Consider the following 15,788-nt stretch of genomic DNA (forward strand, 5'->3'; position numbering starts at 1 on the left):
GTTCTAAAACGTAAACCAGGTTGTCGAATCTGCCAAGGGGGTTTCGTTGACTCAGGGCTTCGAGCTGCCGCTGCTGCTCTTCGCCGGGTTCCGCGCGCTGATCGACGACCTGCACGCCGAACTGGCCCGGCGCGGCCACCCCGACGTGCGGCCCGCCTACGGGTTCGCCATGCAGGCGATCGGGGTGCGCGGGGCCACGGCCAGCGAGATCGGGCGGCGGCTCGGCGTCACCAAGCAGGCGGCGGGCAAAACGGTCGACCGGCTCGAACGGCTCGGTTACGTCGAACGGGTCGACGATCCGGCCGACGCGCGACGCAAACTGATCCGGCTCACGGCCCGCGGCGTCGACTCACTCACGCAGGCGGCACGAATCTTCGACGAACTGCACGCGAGCTGGGCGGTGAAACTCGGGGCCGAGCGGCTTGCGGTTGTCGAGGAGTCGTTGCGTACGGTCGTGCCCGCGACCGGATTTCCGGTCGACGTCCCCGGATGGTTTGGTTGATTCTGGTCCTCATGCTGACCAAGACCAACCCGCCGACCGTCCACGAACCCGCCGGCTACAGCCACCTCACGATCAGTTCGGCCGGGCGCCTCGCCCACCTCGCCGGCCAGTGCCCGCTCGACCTCGACGCCCAGGTGGTCGGCGAGCCCGGCGACTTCGACGCCCAGACCGACCAGGTGATCGCCAACTGTCTCGCCGTGCTCTCCGCGGCCGGTGCCCAGCCGTCCGACGTGGTCCGCTCGATCATCTACGTGGTCAGCCCCGACAGCAGCGTGCTCGCGGGCGTCTGGCACCGGCTCACCGAGTCGGCGCTCGCGCCCGCCTTCACCACCGCGAGCACCCTGCTCGGGGTCGCGTCCCTCGGCTACCGCGGCCAGCTGGTCGAAATCGACCTGACAGCCGCCCTGCCCTAGATCACCGTGCGGAAGGTGTTGGCGGCGTCCATGGCCGCCCGGGTCAGCTGGGTCGCCTCGTCGAGCCGGGTGCGGGCCTGCTCGAGCTGGGCGATCGCGTTGGCCACCGACGGGTGGAAGGAGCCGATCGCGGTCATCCGCAGCAGGGCCAGCGCGTCGTCCAGCTGATCGGTGATCTGCCGGATGCCGGTCACCGCCCGGCCCGCGCCGTCCACCGAGGCGGCCACGTTGGCCTTGACCTCTTCGACGTTCGCCATCCTCGCTCCTCTCCTCGCTTCCTCAATGGAACAGTGCGAGCACCCCGACACCCATGCAGGTGAGGAGCACCGGAGTGAGGCAGGCGATGGCGCCGGCGATCGGTGTCCGGTCGACCTTGCCGTCACCGCCCCAGACGAACCCGATGGTCACCCAGCCGAGGCCGAAGGCGAACACGGGCAGGCTGAGCCCGCAGAGCAGGGCCAGCTTGGGCACCGACCCCTGCGGGGCGACCAGGTAGAGCACGATCTGCACGACCAGGACGGTCGCCGCGAACGGGCCGTAGACCAGCAGATTGCGGGCCCACGGGCGCCACGGACGGGCCGGCCCGGGCCCGATGATCGCGGCATCCGCGGCGTCGGCGGTGCCTCGCGCCTGGCGAAGCGCGGCCAGCGCGGCGGCGGCTCCGCCCGCCACCGCCTGCCGCGCCGAGGCAATCTCCGCCGGCTGAGGGATCAGTTCGCTTTCCGGTACGCCGAAGTCGCGCACCAGACGCGCACGCTGCGGGGCAAGCCGATCCCGGACCCCGGCCAGCTCATGCTGCGCGGCCGCGACGGTAGCCTGCTGCTCCCCGGCGGCGGCGCTGGCCGCCCGCCGAACCGCATCGAGCCGCTGCGCGGCGGCCAGATAGTCGGCCCACGGCCCGGGCGCCGGCGGCGTCGCCTGAACCGGGATCGAGGCCTCGGTGGCGGCGCCCCGCTCCTGCTGCTGCTCAGTCATGACGCCCTACCCCCGCTCCTGCGCTTGTCTCTGGTTGCCACCGATCTTGCCTGCCCGCTTGCCACCGTTGCCGATCTTCCGCGCTTACGGGCGGTCGGTGCAGGGTCGTGGCCGGCCGTGTGCGCACCCGCAGTTCTGTTACCGGTTTGGTGTGCTCGCGGTGGGCGGTTGGCGAGGGTGGGTGCGCCCGTAAGGCTGTCGCCAGGCCTGGGTGCTTGCGCAGCGGCGTCACCCCTCGTGAGCGGTTGCGGTGCGGTGTCACCGGTCGTCACCCTCGGGCTGGAGGAACGGGACGATCGTGACCGTGCGGTCCGAGTGGCGGTCGTGCAGGAGGGCGCGGTTGGGGCGCGGCTGCCAGTCGATCGTGCGGTTGAGCATGAGCTGCACGTCGGCCTGGGGCACGTTGAGGAAGAGCAGACCGGCCACGTCCTCCCGGCCGGTGCTGCCGCCCGTCTCCTCGCCGAACCGGCGCAGCCCCCGCCACCACGACAGCAGGTGCACGCCGCAGCCCGGACCGTCGCGCAGCAGTTGCCGCAGGCCGGGCAGCGAGCCGGAGGCGATCGCGTCCATGCCGAAAACCACGCGGTAACCGGGGTTGTCGAGGTTCATCTCGGCGGCCAGACCAGCCGCGTCGACGACCACGACCTCCTGTCGTTGGGCGATCTCGGCGGCCAGCGCACGGGCCAGATCGTCACCCTCGGCGACCAGCGACGCGATGACGAAGCGTGCGGTGCGCGGGGCGTGGAACGCGGCGACGCTGCGCGCGGCGGCGTCGAGCACCTCCGAGCCGGACGCCTGCGAACCGAAGATCGCCAGGTGCCGCCCCGGGGAGGAGTCGAGCGGGAACGCGGCCGTCGTCAGGTTGACGTCGATGACGCGGCCGAGCAGTGCCGCCGGGCGGCCGGAACGGCCGGCCAGCGCGCCCCGGAAGGTCGGGTCGTCGGCCAGGTGCTGGTGGGCATAGCCGGCGAAGATGCGCGGCGGCAGGGCCTCGGGGTCGCGGGCGGCCCACAGCCGATGCCGCAGATCGCCGAGCACGTTGCGGTCGGCGTGCGGGTCGGGGAAACGAACCATCCGCTCGTGCCCACGGGTGGCGCCGCGCGGCCCGCCCAGCCCGCCGGCCGTGTTGACCACCGCGGTGCCCAGAGGCAGACCAGCCGCCGAGTCGTTGGTCGGCTCCAGCACGTCGCCGCCGCCCGGCAGGGCGATCCGCACCGGGAACTGGCCGAAGATCGAGTCACGCTTGGTGAAGAGCGCCTCGACGCCCAGCACGGTCTGGCTGGCCAGGACGAGGTGGATGCCGTACGACCGGCCCTTGCGCGCCAGCGACTCGAGCAGGCCCACCGCCTCGGTGGCCATCGGGTCCTTGCCGGCCAGCAGCACCTGAAACTCGTCGATGACACAGAGGATGCGCGGCAGCGGCTTGCTGCTGCCCTCCTCCCGGGCGAAGGCGCGGAGATCGGCGAACCGGGTCACGCCGGCCCGCTTGTAAGCCACCGAACGGCGGGTCATCTCGGCGTCGAGTTCGCGGAGAACCGCCAGGCCGTACTCGCGGTCCGACTCCACCCCGACCGCGCGCGCATGCGGCAGCCAGGTGCGGTCGCGCCGGGTCGGCACGAACTCGGCGAACGACACACCCTCCTTGAAGTCGAGCAGGTAGAGGGCCATCTCGGCCGGGCTGTAACGGGCGCCCAAGCCGTACAGCACGTTGATGATGAACGCGGTCTTGCCGGCACCCGACCGTCCGCCGACCATCCAATGCGGGGTCAGATCGTTGAAGCGCAGCACCAGCGGCGTGTCACCGTCGTGCCCCACGACGGTGCCGAGCCCGTCGGCCGCGTCACCGCTCCAGAACGGCTCCGAAGCCTCCTCAGGCAGAAGATCGGCCAAGGTCACCTGCGAACTCGCGGCGGAATGCGCCGCGAGCTCACGGCAAACGGCATCAATCAGGTACGGCGGAGGATCGTCGTCCAGGAACACGGGGGCGTTCAGCCACTTCGCATCGGGGATCGAACCGTACGAACTGGTGGGCGGGTCACCGATCACCGCGTACGGATTGCGGAGCGAAACCGACGTCGTCCGCGGAAGCGCCGGCTGGGTCGTCTCCGCGGTCAGCGGAGGCGGCGGCCAGCCGGCGACGATCAGGTGAAGGCCCGACTCGGGCCCCTGCTGGGCGATCGCGGCGATCCGGTTGAGCTCCTCGCCCTCGATCATCTGAGGCAGGCTGGCGATCACGACGAGCATCATCCGATCGCGACGGCCCCGCTTCGGCGGCCCGCTGCGGCCGGGACGCAACCACTTCTCGGCCTCGGTGAGCACCTCCCGCAGGCCCTGCCGGTCGGTCGCGGGAGGCGACATGATGCCGGCGTCATTGAGATCGGCGAACGGCTGAAAGACCAAGCCACCACCGACCCCGTCGACAACACGAACCAGCAGCGAACCGGGCGGGGCGGCGGCGAGCAGGCGCAACAGGAGCGAACGCAGAAGCCCGAAAACCCGCGGATCGGTGACGTTCTGGTCGACCGTCAGATGACCGGTGCCGAGCAGCGGAACGACGGCCGGAAAACGGGCATCGTCGAGCGGCTGGGCGATGCCGAGGCGTACGAACTGGGGCGGAAAGGTGCCGCCCAGCGGCGCCTGAGGTGACTGCGCGGCCAGCTCGGCGCCGAGCCAGCCGGGCGTGAGGGCAGCCGCCGCGGCCCGCAACTCCTCGGCCAGGCGGTGCTGCTCCAGCGGGTCGGACGGGGCGCCCGCCGAGTCGCCCTCGAGCGCCACCGACGCCGCATCCACGACCGCTGCTGCCTGCCGGTGCAGAGCCGCAGCCTGCTGGACCCGCAGAGCCGAATCCGCCACCGCTCTCACCTCCTGTGTGCGGATAAAACCTATCCCAGACCGGGCCTGGCGTTGCGCTACCGGTCCACAGGTCCTTTCGCGCCGGGGTGGGACGAAGGCACTACTGTCGTATGTGTGCAGCCGCAGGAGCCATCAACCGGACAGATCCCCCCGCCGGCGGTGGGGCCGGGGGTCAGCGCGGCGCCGACGAAGACGGCGCCGAAGCGGTCTCGGGCGCGGTTGTGGGTCGCCGTGATTGGGGGGATCGTGGCGCTGCTCTGCTTGGGTGGGGCGGGGGTCGTGGCCTTGCTCTACAACAACTCAACGAAAATTGACCGTGCTGCGCCCGACCAGGTCACGTCAAGTTTCTTGCGCGCCTATCTTCTCGATCGGGATGACAAAGAAGCGTCGCTCTATACCTGCAAGCAACCGCAGCTCGGCGGCCTAGCTACGCTCCGAAGTGACATGGTCAGCCGAGAGAAGAATTTTGGCACTACCGTAAGTGCGACCTGGGAGTCGCTCAAGGTCACAGCCAGCCAGAACGCCAAATCTGTCGCCGTCGATCTTGCGATCAGCGGAGCGAAGAATGGTCAGCAGGTCAGCAGCCACACCGAATCGTGGACCTTCGGATTGGTCGATGAGAGCGGCTGGCGAGTCTGCTCGGCAACGAAAGTAAGCTGACCGTTCACTCGATCCAGAGCAGATGGACCGGAACCTCAAGCGTGCGCGGCGCGCGTCCGCTCCACCCCCAGCGATACCAGTCCAGCTCGTGCGCGACGCGCGCGCAGATATCGCCGTCCTGGTTCGTGTGGAGCTCGGTCACGGCTCGCAGATCACGTCGCTCGCCACCATCCTCCAGTAGCTGCACGACCCGTCGGCCGGTGAACGAGCCGGCATCGAGTGACGCGACCGGCTCGCGCCGCGGCGGTTCGTCGAGCGAGACCAGGCGTGACATCACGTCCGGGCTCGACGCGATCGCGCCGGCCATGCCGTACTCCTCGACCCAGACCCGCTCGACCGGCACCAACGGGGCGAACACCTCGGTCTGCTCGGCCTCGGCGCGGTACCACTCGCCCTCGGACATCACCGGCACGTAGGTGCGACTGCCCTGGACGACCTTCTCGTCGGCCCGTAGGTCTCCGCGCCAGCCGTGTCCGGGCAGCCCGACGATTACCCTCCGGCCTCGCAATTGGCCACCCATTGTGGCCGGCGTGGGCACTACCGGTCGAGGCGGTTCGGGCGTCCACTCCGAGTGCCCGGCGAACGGATCCGGAAGCGATCCGCCGTTCATCCGGCACCTCCCAACGGGGCTCCCTGCTGCTTCATGAACGCTACCGGGTCGGTCGCCCCGGCACTCGACCGATCATTGTTCAGATGCACCTCGAAGTGAAGGTGCGGCCCCGACGCGTTTCCACTCATACCGACCTGGCCCAGAACCTGTCCCGCCTTCACCACCTGTCCGACCTTGACGTCGGGTGGCTGCACCATGTGGCAGTACCGGGTCATGACATTGCCGGCATGCAGGACCTCCACCATCCAGCCGCATCCGCCCTTGCCGACGTAACCGTCCGAATTACACGACAACCGGCCGCGGAAGTCGGGATCGCACTTCACCCGGGCGACCACGCCGCTCGCCGCAGCCATGATCGGGGTATGGCGATCCACGATCAGGTCGACGCCGTTGTGCTTGGGCCGTTGGGGTGTGCGGAATCGGTCGCCCACGGTCGCGCCCTTGACGGGGACGGTCCAACCGGAGGCGGCAATCTGACCGGCCTGCGTGCAGACCATGGCCACCGAGTTGCCGACCGCGTTGGCCGCGCCATGGGCCAGCATGTTCACGATCTGCGTGGCAACCGGTTCGTGCTTGGCGTAGGCGTCCGGGTAGGCGCTGACCTGCACCTTCTGAGCCGCCTCGGTCAAGGGAAGGTTCTGCCAGCCGGAGATCGTCTTCAGCTTCTGATAGAACTTTGTACTCGCGTAGACCGGATCCGTGACCTGGGCCGGGGTGCCCCAACCGGTGCTGGGTCGCTGCTGGAAGAGCCCGAGCGAGTCGAAGTCGTTGTTCTTGCCGAGGTTGCCTAAGTTGGTCAGTGCCGACTCCTGCATCGCGGTGGCGACCGCGATCACCCAGGCCCGGGGTGGCAGCTTGAGCTTGGCCCCCACATTGATGATGATCGCGGCATTACGAATCTGAGCCGGGCCGTAGTCATGGATGCTCGGCAGCTTCGCGTCCGGGTTGATCGGACTGCCCTGACCGCAACCGCCGGAGAGGTTCAGCTGGCTGTCGTTCTGCTTCTGGCTGTAGAAGCTGTATGCCAACGCGGCCAAGCTGCCCCCGCAGCAGAGCAGGGCGAAGGTGGCCACCGCGGCGACCAGCACGACCACCGGTCGCGGCCGTGGCAGGCTCATGCCGGATCCCAGTCGATGGCGTCGACCAGCCACTGGCCGTCCGGCGCGGTCAGGCGGAGGCTGAGCTTTCCGGAGTCCATCGTGACGACGGCGGTGACCAGATCCGAGTTCACGGCGGCCACGCTGGGACGTCCGATCAGTCGATCAGCCGGGACACTGGCCGGATCCACGCCTTTGAGCTCGTCGGCCAGTTTCTGGGTCGAGTTCGGCAACAGTTGGTCGCGCCACGTCTTGGCGGACACCTTCTTGTCGACCCACGCCGAGGCGAACGCATAGGCGACCGCCTCCGGCTGAGCCTTACCTGGACCGGTCGAAGGAGTCGGCGGCGCCTCGGAGGAGATGTCGCCGTCGTCCTCCGACGGGTTCACACTGGCCACGGTTGCGGGCGAGCCCCTGCCGCCAACCACCGGGTTGTCATTCTTCCCGCCGGAGAAGAGCCGTCCGAGCCCGATCACCGCGAACACGATGACGACGAGCACGATCGCCACGCCCCACCGCGATCGAAAGATCTTGTTGAGGCCGAGTTCCATTGTCCGGGGCATCTAGATCACCGCGCCTCGGAACGCACCCGCGGAGTGGTCGGCTCATTGCTGGTCGACCCGGTTTCCGGCCGATAGATGGCGTACGACGCCGGCTGCTCGGCCACGTCCGGTTCGGTCCAGGACGGCGACGAACCGCGTCGTCGAGCCGGACCGGGCAAGCTGCGTTGATCGCCGTCGCGACGAGGCTCCTCGTGGGCGCTCTCCTTGCCGTCCGGCCGGGTCTGCGCCGTCAGGGCGAGGCGACCGCTGTCGGTGGCCGGCTCGAGCTCGCGACGACCCGCAGTGTTGTGCGCCGGATCCTCAAGACGCGCCTCGGGCCGGAGATTGCTCTGGTCTGCGTAGACGGTGCGGCCGCCGCGGCCGATGATCGGTTCCCGGGTACCGCCGCCCTCGGCCACTTCGAGCTTGGCTGCTTCCCGCATGTCGCGGAAAAAGCGCCGATGCCAGCCGCCGGCCGAGACGATCGCGGCAGTACCGTCCTTGCCGCCCAGTTGGGTGATCCGGCGGTAGGGTCGCAAGAGCAGCCATCCCACAATGCCGGTGAGCCATACGAGGATTACTTGGAGCCACCCCGGCAACGTTGCGGTATTCATGATGAGATCGACCGCGAAGAGATAGATTGCTGCACCAGTTCCAAAGATCACGATGTTGAAGATGGCCGCAACGACGGCGTTGCCCAATCGGCGGATTCCGGAGCTGGCCGGGCGCAGAAGACCGACGGTGCCAAGAATTGGTGCTGCAATCACCGCCCAACGGAAGATCAAGAAGCCGAGAAGAACCAGAATGGACGCAGTGAGATCGAACATCGCGAACATGGCGGCTGCCAGCATCGCGATGAATCCGGAACCTATCCGATCCATCCCGTTTGCGCCCTGGAGATATTGGTATGCCTCCGGGTCCTCGTGCTTGATCTGTTCGGCGACCTTCTCCCACTGAGTGTTTTTGGCCGTAAACGTAGCGTCGCGGTCGGCCGGATTGGTCCGCAGCCGCTCGGCGTCGCGCCAAGATAGCGAACGGGCGTCATAAAGCGCTCGCCCATACTTTTGTGCTGTCGGACTGTCGGCCGAGCCCAGCAGGCCGCGGAGCCAATTTCGGTAAAGCATCGTCTCGGTCGCTGTGTCGCTGGCGCGCACCGCTGGCGGACGATGGTCGTCACAAGCGCCGGGGGTGGGATCGTCACACTGACCCGGTGGCAGAGTCTCCGATCGAGGACCAACGGCGTCGTGGACGACACCGAGCCCTGTCACGAGGCTGTTGTCAGCGAGGTTTGCTGCGCGAACCGGCCACGCCGCAATGGCGGTTACCGCGACCATGACCAAGATCGCCCAACCGGCGGTAGTGGTCGCCGCGCCCATATCGGCTTGCCTCGAACGCCAGAGTAGATATAGCCCAACAATTGCCAGCGTAATTGTGCCGAATACGCTGAAGACTTTCTGGTAGACCGCCTTGGTGGCCTGGTCGACCAATGGATTGGCCCATCCCCACAGCGACTGAGGATTCCAAGCCCGCTCCCGCAGGGCATTGGAGGCTCCGATGATCGATGTGGCGATCATGAATTCGCCATTGGCGACCGTAGTCTCAAACTTATCGTCTGGCTGCGTAAAAGTTGAGGCGCAGCCTCCCTCAAGGTCGTAAGTCGTATAGCTGTACCCAGCGTATCCGTATTGGCTATACATGCCCTGCGGCCCAGGCGCAGTAGACGACGAGGGACGTTCCGCGAACCAACCGGCGAGACCTGAGTCTGGAGTGCTGGGCGTAGGAGGCACCAGGCATTGCGCGCGATTAGCGCTGACGTCGGCGAGGCGACCCACGCAGGACTTGAAGTCCTGTTTCCACTCGTCGGTGCTGCAGGCGCCTCCCGGCGCCCTCAACGGGCCCTCGATCGGGGCCGCCGAAGCGGGTGGTGCGGCCACCGCCCAGACAATCGACGCCACCACCGTGACGAGCATCGTCATCACCAGCGCCAACGCCCGCCGCACCATGTCAGTCCTCCAGGTCGGACGGCGTCATCGAGATGGCCGTCGGTGCCGCCTTAACCGTCGTCGGCGTCGTGTCGAGATGGTCCAGGAGACCGTCGACGTACGACACGTCGACCCGGACCTTCTGCACGCGCCCGTCCACGTCCCGCATCACGAACTCGCGGAAGCCCAGCCGGCTGGCCGAGGACGTGTCGATCTGAGACAGCGAGGCCAGCGTCGCCTCGTACCCGTCGTGCACCGGCACCCGGAGGAGTCGCAGTGCCTCCGACGCGATCTCCTGGTCTTCGGCGATCCGGCCCACGAACACCGTGGAGACCAGGTTTTGCACGTCGAGACCGAGGATGTCGCGCGGGTTCTGCGAGGCGACCAGGGCGGCCAGGTTCCACTTCCGGGAGTCGCGGGCCAGGCGCACCAGGAAGGACCGGCCGGAGCGCCAGCCTTCCATGAAGTGCGCCTCGTCCAGGCCGACCATTTTGCGGGACGACATCGACCCGCCGTAGCAGCGGCGTACGGCGAGCCGGTGAGCCGTGTGCAGCATCGGCAGGGCCAGCGATTCCTCGGCCGACCAGTACTCGCGTTCGATTTTCAGGTCGGGCAGTCGCAGCCCGGCCATCGTGATCACGGTGAGGGCGGCGTCGGCGCCGAGGAGGTGCTGCGGCGGCGATCCGAAGAACAGCAGAGCGAGTGGCATCTCGGCGGTGTCGAGGAGCAGGTTGGCCAGTTCTTTGCCCTCGTCGTTGTCCACCTGCTGGAGGGTGCGGACCACGTCGTCGAGCGTCGACGTTTCTTCAGCCGGCACCTGTCGCACCGCGTGCCGCAGCAGCGTCGCGGTCGACGCCTCCTTGGCCACCTGCGGCGGCACCAGCATCGAGCAGATGTCCTGCACCAGCATGCGACGTTCGGCCCGGGCGTTGGAGACCGCGATCTCGAATTCCCGGTCCCCTCCGGGGCCGGTGGGGAATTCGGTGCGGATCGGCGTCGGGATGAGCGCGTACGGCGCGAGCGTGCCCTGTTCGGAACCGGTCAGGTTCAGCACCCGCGAGTACGGCCGGAGTTCCGGCATCTGGCACAGGCGCGCCAGCGGCCCGGACGGGTCGAGCAGGGTCACCTGGACGCCTCGGCGGGCGTTCAGGTAGCCGAGCGCGCCCATCAGGGTCGACTTGCCGCCGCCCGGTTCGGCGACGAACACGCCGAGCCCGGAGCGCTCCCGCACCTCCATCGGGAAGTGCAGGTCGAGGAAGACGGGACGGCGACAGGTTCCGGACGTACGCCCGATCAGGTCGCCCCGCCGGTCACCGACCGTGGACGCGGCCTGGGGCAGCGCCGCGGCCAGCAGTTTGACCGGCATCCGGCGTACGTATCCGGTGTTGGCGATCGGCTCGCCCGGGATGAATTCCCGGGCCAGCTGGTCCTGGTTCTTGGGGTGTTGCAGCGAGATCCGCAGCTCGCGCGAGTACAGCTGGATGAGCCGGCGGGCCCGCTCCAGGCACTCTTCGCGGGTGGCGCCGCCGACCGCGATCCGGTGCCAGCCGTGGGCGCGGGCCGATTCGACCGGCAGGCCGGTGGTCATCTCGTCGCCGATCACCAGCGCGCGCTTGGCGAGGCGTTCCAGTTCGGGCGGGGCGTCGATGCCGTGCTCGGCGTAGTCGAGCTGCTGCGACCGGATCATCCGGAGCCGGTGTTCGAGGTTCTTGAACGAGCTGTTGGATCCGAGGATGTCGAGGCGCGACGAGATTTCCATCGGCCACGGCAGCCGCTCGTGGAAGTGCAGCCACGGCTCGTGCTTCTCGGGGATCTCGAGCGGTTCCATCCGGCCGACCGAGAGCACGGCGACGTGCCGTTCCTCGCCGGTCATGCGGTTGACCAGCTTGACCGTCGACCCGTACGGCGTCCGGTAGCGTTCCACCTGCTCGGTCAGCGCCAGCAGGTCACCGGTTTCCCAGTGCCCGTTGGAGATCGGCGAGAGCATGCTCGGCGGCGCCATGCAGAGCGCGACCGACCGGTAGAGCAGCCATTCCAGCTCGGCCGGGGTGACTCGGCGCCCCCGCATGCCGAACGCGTTGAGCACCTCGTCGAACTGCTCGACCGTACGCCCCAGCTTGCGCCGTTCGCCGTCCGATGTGCCGCGCCCGAAGACCCGAAGAATTCTCTCCGAGAAGGTGTCGCCGAGCGATCGGCGGGCAAACGTCACACCCAGATAGGTCTGGCCTTCGGCGTGGTTGACCGACAGTAGGTGCCGCTGGGCCGCGACCAGGTGATCGGACCACGAGGTGCCGCCTTGCACGTCGGGCAGCGGCTTGGCGGTGAACGAGTCGACCGTCCGCGCCCATTCGTCGGCCGGGAACGGCCGGTTGGTGCGGCGCAGGTGCAGTCGGAACCCGGCCAACCCGGCGTACTGCTCGGAGATGGCGCTGAGCAGCGCCTCGCGTTCCGCGTCGGGCCGGAAGGCCCACCGGACCTCGGGCAGGTAGTACCAGGCCGTCACCGTGCTCTGGGTGAAGGTCAGGTGCCCGGCGATCTCGCTGATCGCCAACTCCATGGCCGGGTCGCGGTCGCTGAACTTGATCTTGTTGGGCCGCAGCGGCTTGACGTCCTGCGGGCGCGGCCGCACGGGCAGGTTGCGCGGCTCGGCCTTCTTCTCCTTGCGCTTGGCCGGGGCCTTCTCCTTGCGCTTGGCGGGTCGGGTCTCGGTCGCCGGGACCAGCGCCGATTCGGCCTCGCTGCGCATCGGCGCGGCATAGGCCGCGGGCGCGTCCGCCGACATCGTGGTCACGCCGGGCGCCGACGCTTCCGGCTCCCTTCCCGTACGCGCGGAGGGCAGCCCCGCCGCCGGCCACCGCGGAGCCTGCTCGACCGTGGGGGGTGCAGTGGGCGAGGCCGGCCAGTCGTCGAAGTTGGGCCAGTCACCGTTGGCAGCCGACGAGGGCGCCGAGTCGAAGTAGTCGGGCCGGGGTCCGGCCGGAGCCCGAGCAAAGTCAGGCCCGTCCGGAACCGAGCCCGCCCCGTTCGAAAGCCACCGCGGCCCCGAGGCAGGCGGTCCGGAAGCAGGCGGCGCAGACGCAGGTGCCGCAGACGCAGGTGGCCCGGACATAGGCGACCCGGACATAGGCGACCCGCTCATCGGTGGCCCGGACACTGGCGACCCGGACATCGGTGGGCCGGACATCGGCGACCCCGACACCGGCGGAGCCGAGATCGGCGGCGCGGAAGCCGGCGAGGCGAACGCAGTCGAAGCGGAGGTCGGTGACCCGGAAGCCCGCGACCCGGGCGCCGACGGAACCGCAGCCGGACCGGACGGCGGAGGAACGGCCGCCGGAGCAGACGAAGGCCGCGCGGACGAAGGGGCCGCGGACGAGCGAGCGGCCGGCGAGGGCGTGGCGGAAGGCGGCGCCTCAGTGGACGAAGCACGAGACGCCTCAAAAGAGGGCGCCCCAAAAGCAGCCGGCGTCTCAACGGCTGAGGAGTCGGAGGAGCGCTCGGGCAGCGAGCCCAATGACCGCTCAGACAGCGAATCGGAGGTTCCCTCGGGCGCGGAGTCAAAGGACTGCCCACGCGGCGAGTCGAAAGATCGCTCCGGCCCGGAGTCGAAGGACCGCTCAGGTGACGAGCCGAACGACCGCTCAGAGGCGGATTCGAACGACTGCCCAGGCGGCGAGTCAACCGACCGTACGGGCGCGGGGTCGAAGGACTGCCCAGGCGAGTCAACCGACCGCGCCGGCGGTGCATCGAAGGACCGCTCGGGCCCCGCCTCCGGGGACCGCGCCGGCGGGCCGTCAACGGACTGCTCGGGGGGCGCCTCGAAAGACGCCGGCGCGTCGAAGGGCCGCGCCGATCGTTCCTCAGAAGACCGAGGCGCGTCGAAGGTTGGCGGGGGCGCCGCCGGGTCGCCGAATTCGAAACCGAAGTCGAGATCATTATCGGACTCCGGCGGTGCCGCGCCGGCCGTCCCCGACCCCGGGGAGGTCGACACCGGTGTCGGCGTTCCTCCGAACAGGTCGAGGAACGGCGAGTCGATGTCGAGCGTCGTGTCGACCGGCGCGGGCCGGGGCCGCACGGGCTGCGGCGCCTGGAACACACCCACCGCACCGTGGCCGGGGTCGGCGACGAACTCGTCGACCGGTTCGCCGGAATCTGGCGGAGAGTAGTTGTCCGAACGCATACCGTTACTCTGCCTGCCGGAGTCAAGGGCATCCGCCCGGGGATGCCCGTGCGGGAAGGATTCGGTCATGCGCCGGCCCCGAAGGAGAGCACCGCTGAACTGGTCATACCAACTCCTCCCGAACCCGGATGCGAGTGGCGACAAGTCTCGGATCGCGCTGCTCGACCGTGGGCTCACGGGTGCGGCGCCAATCGGTGAACGCGGTGCGGATGACCATGCGGGCCGGCCGGTCCGGGTCCACGTGCCGGAAGATGTACGACGTCGTGACCATGGCCAGCGCGATCTCCCAGGCCGGGAACGGATCGAACTGGAACGTGATCAGGTAGTGGATGAACCAGAACAGCGGCACCAGCACCACGAACAGTCCGTACTGCGCGTACGGCAGATGCATGGGCAGGGTGTAGCCGGGCGGCCCCAGATAGACGAGGCGCGCCCGGTAGATGTCGTCGTCGGTCCGGAGGCGCATCTCAGTTGAAGATCAGCTTGACGAGATAGTCGCCGAGGAAGAACAGGGTGGCCGCACCGGCGATGAACGCGAGGCCGACGATGGCGATCGCGGAGCTGGTGAGCACCTTGGAGATCTCGCCTCGGCTGGCGCGTCCGATGAAGATCACACCTAGGACAGCCAGCAGGATCGGGGCGATGTTCTTGGCGAAGAAGGTGACGACGCCCGTGGTGTCGATACCCGTCGGCGCCGCTGCGGCGAGCGTACCGTGCTGGAACGCCGTAAAGGCGTAAGCGGTGAGCTCGGTGGCGATCATTGGTAAACCTCCCCGCGTCCGGTTAGGGGGTGCCGGACACGCTGCAGTTGTGAAGCCTCACGGCGTCGCCCATATCGTGCTACTTCCAGCTCACCGCGTCGAGTGAGCGGTTGCGGGCTTGCCATGCTCATCTGCTCTCTTCGGTTCTTTCATGATGCCGCAGTTCCGAAGAGTACGGCCCGTACTTCTTAGCTACAAGCGTCTGATTCGTTACGCAAGGTAAAGGCGTGGATGAAAATGAGTCACGACGTATCGTACACATGTTCGAATGACATGGTCCCCGTACCCTCCTTCCGTGACGACCAACCCGAGGGATGCCCTGCTCATGGGTGCCGAGTCAGCTAGCGAAGATCACCCGGTCGTGATGGGGATTCTCAACGTCACGCCTGACTCTTTTTCCGACGGCGGCCGATACGCCGACGTGGATGCTGCCATCGAACATGGCATAGCTTTGCAACAGGGCGGGGCGGACATCGTGGACGTCGGCGGGGAGTCCACCCGGCCCGGCGCCGAGCGGGTGGACGCGGCAACCGAGGCCGCCCGGGTGGTCCCGGTGATCACCGGGCTTGCGGCTGCGGGCGTACGCATGAGCATCGACACCACCCGTGCCTCAGTGGCCGCGGCGGCCCTGACCGCGGGCGCCACTGTGATCAACGACGTGTCGGGCGGTCTGGCCGACCCGGCGATGGCGGGCGTCGCGGCCGACGCCGGCTGCCCGTGGATCCTGATGCACTGGCGTGGACACTCGCGCCACATGAACGAGCTCGCGGTCTATGCGGATGTCGTCGGGGACGTACGCAATGAGCTGCTGCAACGGGTCGACGAGGCGGTCGGTAGGGGTGTCGACCCGGGACAGATCATCCTCGACCCGGGCCTCGGGTTCGCCAAGAACGCCCGCCACAACTGGGCCCTGACGAGGCACCTGGACGCCTTGATCGATCTCGGCTTCCCGGTCCTCTTCGCGGCCAGCCGCAAGACCTATCTGGGCCGGCTGCTGGCCGCTCCGGACGGCACCCCGCGACCGGTCGACGAGCGCGAGGCGGCCACGCTGGCGACCTCGGTCCTGGCGGCCGCCGCCGGCGTCTGGGGCATCCGGGTCCACGACGTACGGGCGACCGCCGACGCGCTCGCGGTCTGGCGGGCCACCGGGGCGCCGAAGTTCAAGGCCATGACGTCGAACCGATCCGGGCCTTCCGGGCGTGCTGAGGAGTGAGCC

At 68.7% G+C, this 15,788-nt stretch carries 14 protein-coding genes; 4 read left to right on the forward strand and 10 right to left on the reverse strand.

Features of this window, described 5'->3' with window-relative positions; translation table 11 throughout:
- The first annotated feature begins 46 nt into the window (after positions 1 to 46).
- The gene (locus ACIA5C_RS25645) at positions 47 to 502 is read left to right on the forward strand and encodes a MarR family winged helix-turn-helix transcriptional regulator (protein ID WP_396058829.1); all 456 of its coding nucleotides are present in this window, start codon (positions 47 to 49) and stop codon (positions 500 to 502) included.
- Positions 503 to 513: 11 nt separating this feature from the next.
- Positions 514 to 915, forward strand: a complete 402-nt coding sequence (locus ACIA5C_RS25650; RefSeq protein WP_396058831.1) for a RidA family protein — start codon at positions 514 to 516, stop codon at positions 913 to 915.
- Here ACIA5C_RS25650 and ACIA5C_RS25655 read toward each other — a convergent pair.
- From ACIA5C_RS25655 to ACIA5C_RS25665, 3 genes are all read right to left on the reverse strand, one after another.
- Positions 912 to 1,172 (reverse strand): hypothetical protein, encoded by a 261-nt coding sequence (locus ACIA5C_RS25655; protein ID WP_396058833.1) that lies wholly within the window; start codon positions 1,170 to 1,172, stop codon positions 912 to 914. The genes ACIA5C_RS25650 and ACIA5C_RS25655 overlap by 4 nt on opposite strands.
- Positions 1,173 to 1,194: 22 nt before the next feature.
- Positions 1,195 to 1,890, reverse strand: a complete 696-nt coding sequence (locus ACIA5C_RS25660) for a hypothetical protein (protein ID WP_396058835.1) — start codon at positions 1,888 to 1,890, stop codon at positions 1,195 to 1,197.
- A 258-nt stretch (positions 1,891 to 2,148) separates the two neighbouring features.
- Positions 2,149 to 4,752, reverse strand: coding sequence for an FtsK/SpoIIIE domain-containing protein (locus ACIA5C_RS25665; RefSeq protein ID WP_396058837.1), 2,604 nt, complete (start codon positions 4,750 to 4,752; stop codon positions 2,149 to 2,151).
- Positions 4,753 to 5,022: 270 nt separating this feature from the next.
- On the opposite strand from ACIA5C_RS25665, the gene ACIA5C_RS25670 reads away from it, so the two are divergent.
- Positions 5,023 to 5,403, forward strand: coding sequence for a hypothetical protein (locus ACIA5C_RS25670; protein ID WP_396058839.1), 381 nt, complete (start codon positions 5,023 to 5,025; stop codon positions 5,401 to 5,403).
- A 4-nt stretch (positions 5,404 to 5,407) separates the two neighbouring features.
- On the opposite strand, the gene ACIA5C_RS25675 is transcribed toward ACIA5C_RS25670, so the two are convergent.
- The 7 genes from ACIA5C_RS25675 to ACIA5C_RS25705 all read right to left on the reverse strand — a co-directional run bounded on the left by ACIA5C_RS25675 (position 5,408) and on the right by ACIA5C_RS25705 (position 14,572).
- Positions 5,408 to 6,013, reverse strand: coding sequence for a hypothetical protein (locus ACIA5C_RS25675; protein ID WP_396058841.1), 606 nt, complete (start codon positions 6,011 to 6,013; stop codon positions 5,408 to 5,410).
- A complete protein-coding gene (locus ACIA5C_RS25680; RefSeq protein ID WP_396058843.1) occupies positions 6,010 to 7,131 on the reverse strand; it encodes a M23 family metallopeptidase in 1,122 nt (373 codons plus the stop codon). Before ACIA5C_RS25680 ends, ACIA5C_RS25675 begins: the two co-directional genes overlap by 4 nt.
- Entirely contained in the window at positions 7,128 to 7,673 is a 546-nt protein-coding gene (locus ACIA5C_RS25685; protein WP_396058845.1) for a hypothetical protein, read from the reverse strand. Before ACIA5C_RS25685 ends, ACIA5C_RS25680 begins: the two co-directional genes overlap by 4 nt.
- Before the next feature lie 5 nt (positions 7,674 to 7,678).
- The gene (locus tag ACIA5C_RS25690; RefSeq protein ID WP_396058847.1) at positions 7,679 to 9,655 is read right to left on the reverse strand and encodes an MFS transporter; all 1,977 of its coding nucleotides are present in this window, start codon (positions 9,653 to 9,655) and stop codon (positions 7,679 to 7,681) included.
- 1 nt (position 9,656) lies between these two features.
- Positions 9,657 to 12,743 carry an ATP-binding protein gene (locus tag ACIA5C_RS25695; RefSeq protein ID WP_396058849.1) on the reverse strand — a complete coding sequence of 1,029 codons (3,087 nt, stop codon included), beginning with the start codon at positions 12,741 to 12,743 and terminating at the stop codon, positions 9,657 to 9,659.
- Positions 12,744 to 13,914: 1,171 nt separating this feature from the next.
- Positions 13,915 to 14,277, reverse strand: coding sequence for a hypothetical protein (locus ACIA5C_RS25700; protein ID WP_364095198.1), 363 nt, complete (start codon positions 14,275 to 14,277; stop codon positions 13,915 to 13,917).
- Position 14,278: 1 nt separating this feature from the next.
- A complete protein-coding gene (locus tag ACIA5C_RS25705; RefSeq protein ID WP_396058851.1) occupies positions 14,279 to 14,572 on the reverse strand; it encodes a hypothetical protein in 294 nt (97 codons plus the stop codon).
- A 325-nt stretch (positions 14,573 to 14,897) separates the two neighbouring features.
- Between ACIA5C_RS25705 and folP the strand changes: the two genes are divergently transcribed.
- Entirely contained in the window at positions 14,898 to 15,785 is an 888-nt protein-coding gene (gene folP / locus ACIA5C_RS25710) for a dihydropteroate synthase (protein ID WP_396059636.1), read from the forward strand.
- The last annotated feature ends 3 nt before the right edge of the window (positions 15,786 to 15,788 follow it).

Source organism: Actinoplanes sp. NPDC051343, assembly GCF_044455125.1.
Taxonomy (GTDB): domain Bacteria; phylum Actinomycetota; class Actinomycetes; order Mycobacteriales; family Micromonosporaceae; genus Actinoplanes.

Coding starts and splice junctions, on each gene's coding strand:
- ACIA5C_RS25690 (WP_396058847.1), bottom strand. CDS start 9,655: ATGGTGCGGCGGGCGTTGGCGCTGGTGATGACGATGCTCGTCACGGTG.
- ACIA5C_RS25650 (WP_396058831.1), top strand. CDS start 514: ATGCTGACCAAGACCAACCCGCCGACCGTCCACGAACCCGCCGGCTAC.
- ACIA5C_RS25680 (WP_396058843.1), bottom strand. CDS start 7,131: ATGAGCCTGCCACGGCCGCGACCGGTGGTCGTGCTGGTCGCCGCGGTG.
- ACIA5C_RS25695 (WP_396058849.1), bottom strand. CDS start 12,743: ATGTCCGGGCCACCTGCGTCTGCGGCACCTGCGTCTGCGCCGCCTGCT.
- ACIA5C_RS25655 (WP_396058833.1), bottom strand. CDS start 1,172: ATGGCGAACGTCGAAGAGGTCAAGGCCAACGTGGCCGCCTCGGTGGAC.
- ACIA5C_RS25675 (WP_396058841.1), bottom strand. CDS start 6,013: ATGAACGGCGGATCGCTTCCGGATCCGTTCGCCGGGCACTCGGAGTGG.
- ACIA5C_RS25700 (WP_364095198.1), bottom strand. CDS start 14,277: ATGCGCCTCCGGACCGACGACGACATCTACCGGGCGCGCCTCGTCTAT.
- ACIA5C_RS25685 (WP_396058845.1), bottom strand. CDS start 7,673: ATGCCCCGGACAATGGAACTCGGCCTCAACAAGATCTTTCGATCGCGG.
- ACIA5C_RS25705 (WP_396058851.1), bottom strand. CDS start 14,572: ATGATCGCCACCGAGCTCACCGCTTACGCCTTTACGGCGTTCCAGCAC.
- folP (WP_396059636.1), top strand. CDS start 14,898: ATGGGTGCCGAGTCAGCTAGCGAAGATCACCCGGTCGTGATGGGGATT.
- ACIA5C_RS25660 (WP_396058835.1), bottom strand. CDS start 1,890: ATGACTGAGCAGCAGCAGGAGCGGGGCGCCGCCACCGAGGCCTCGATC.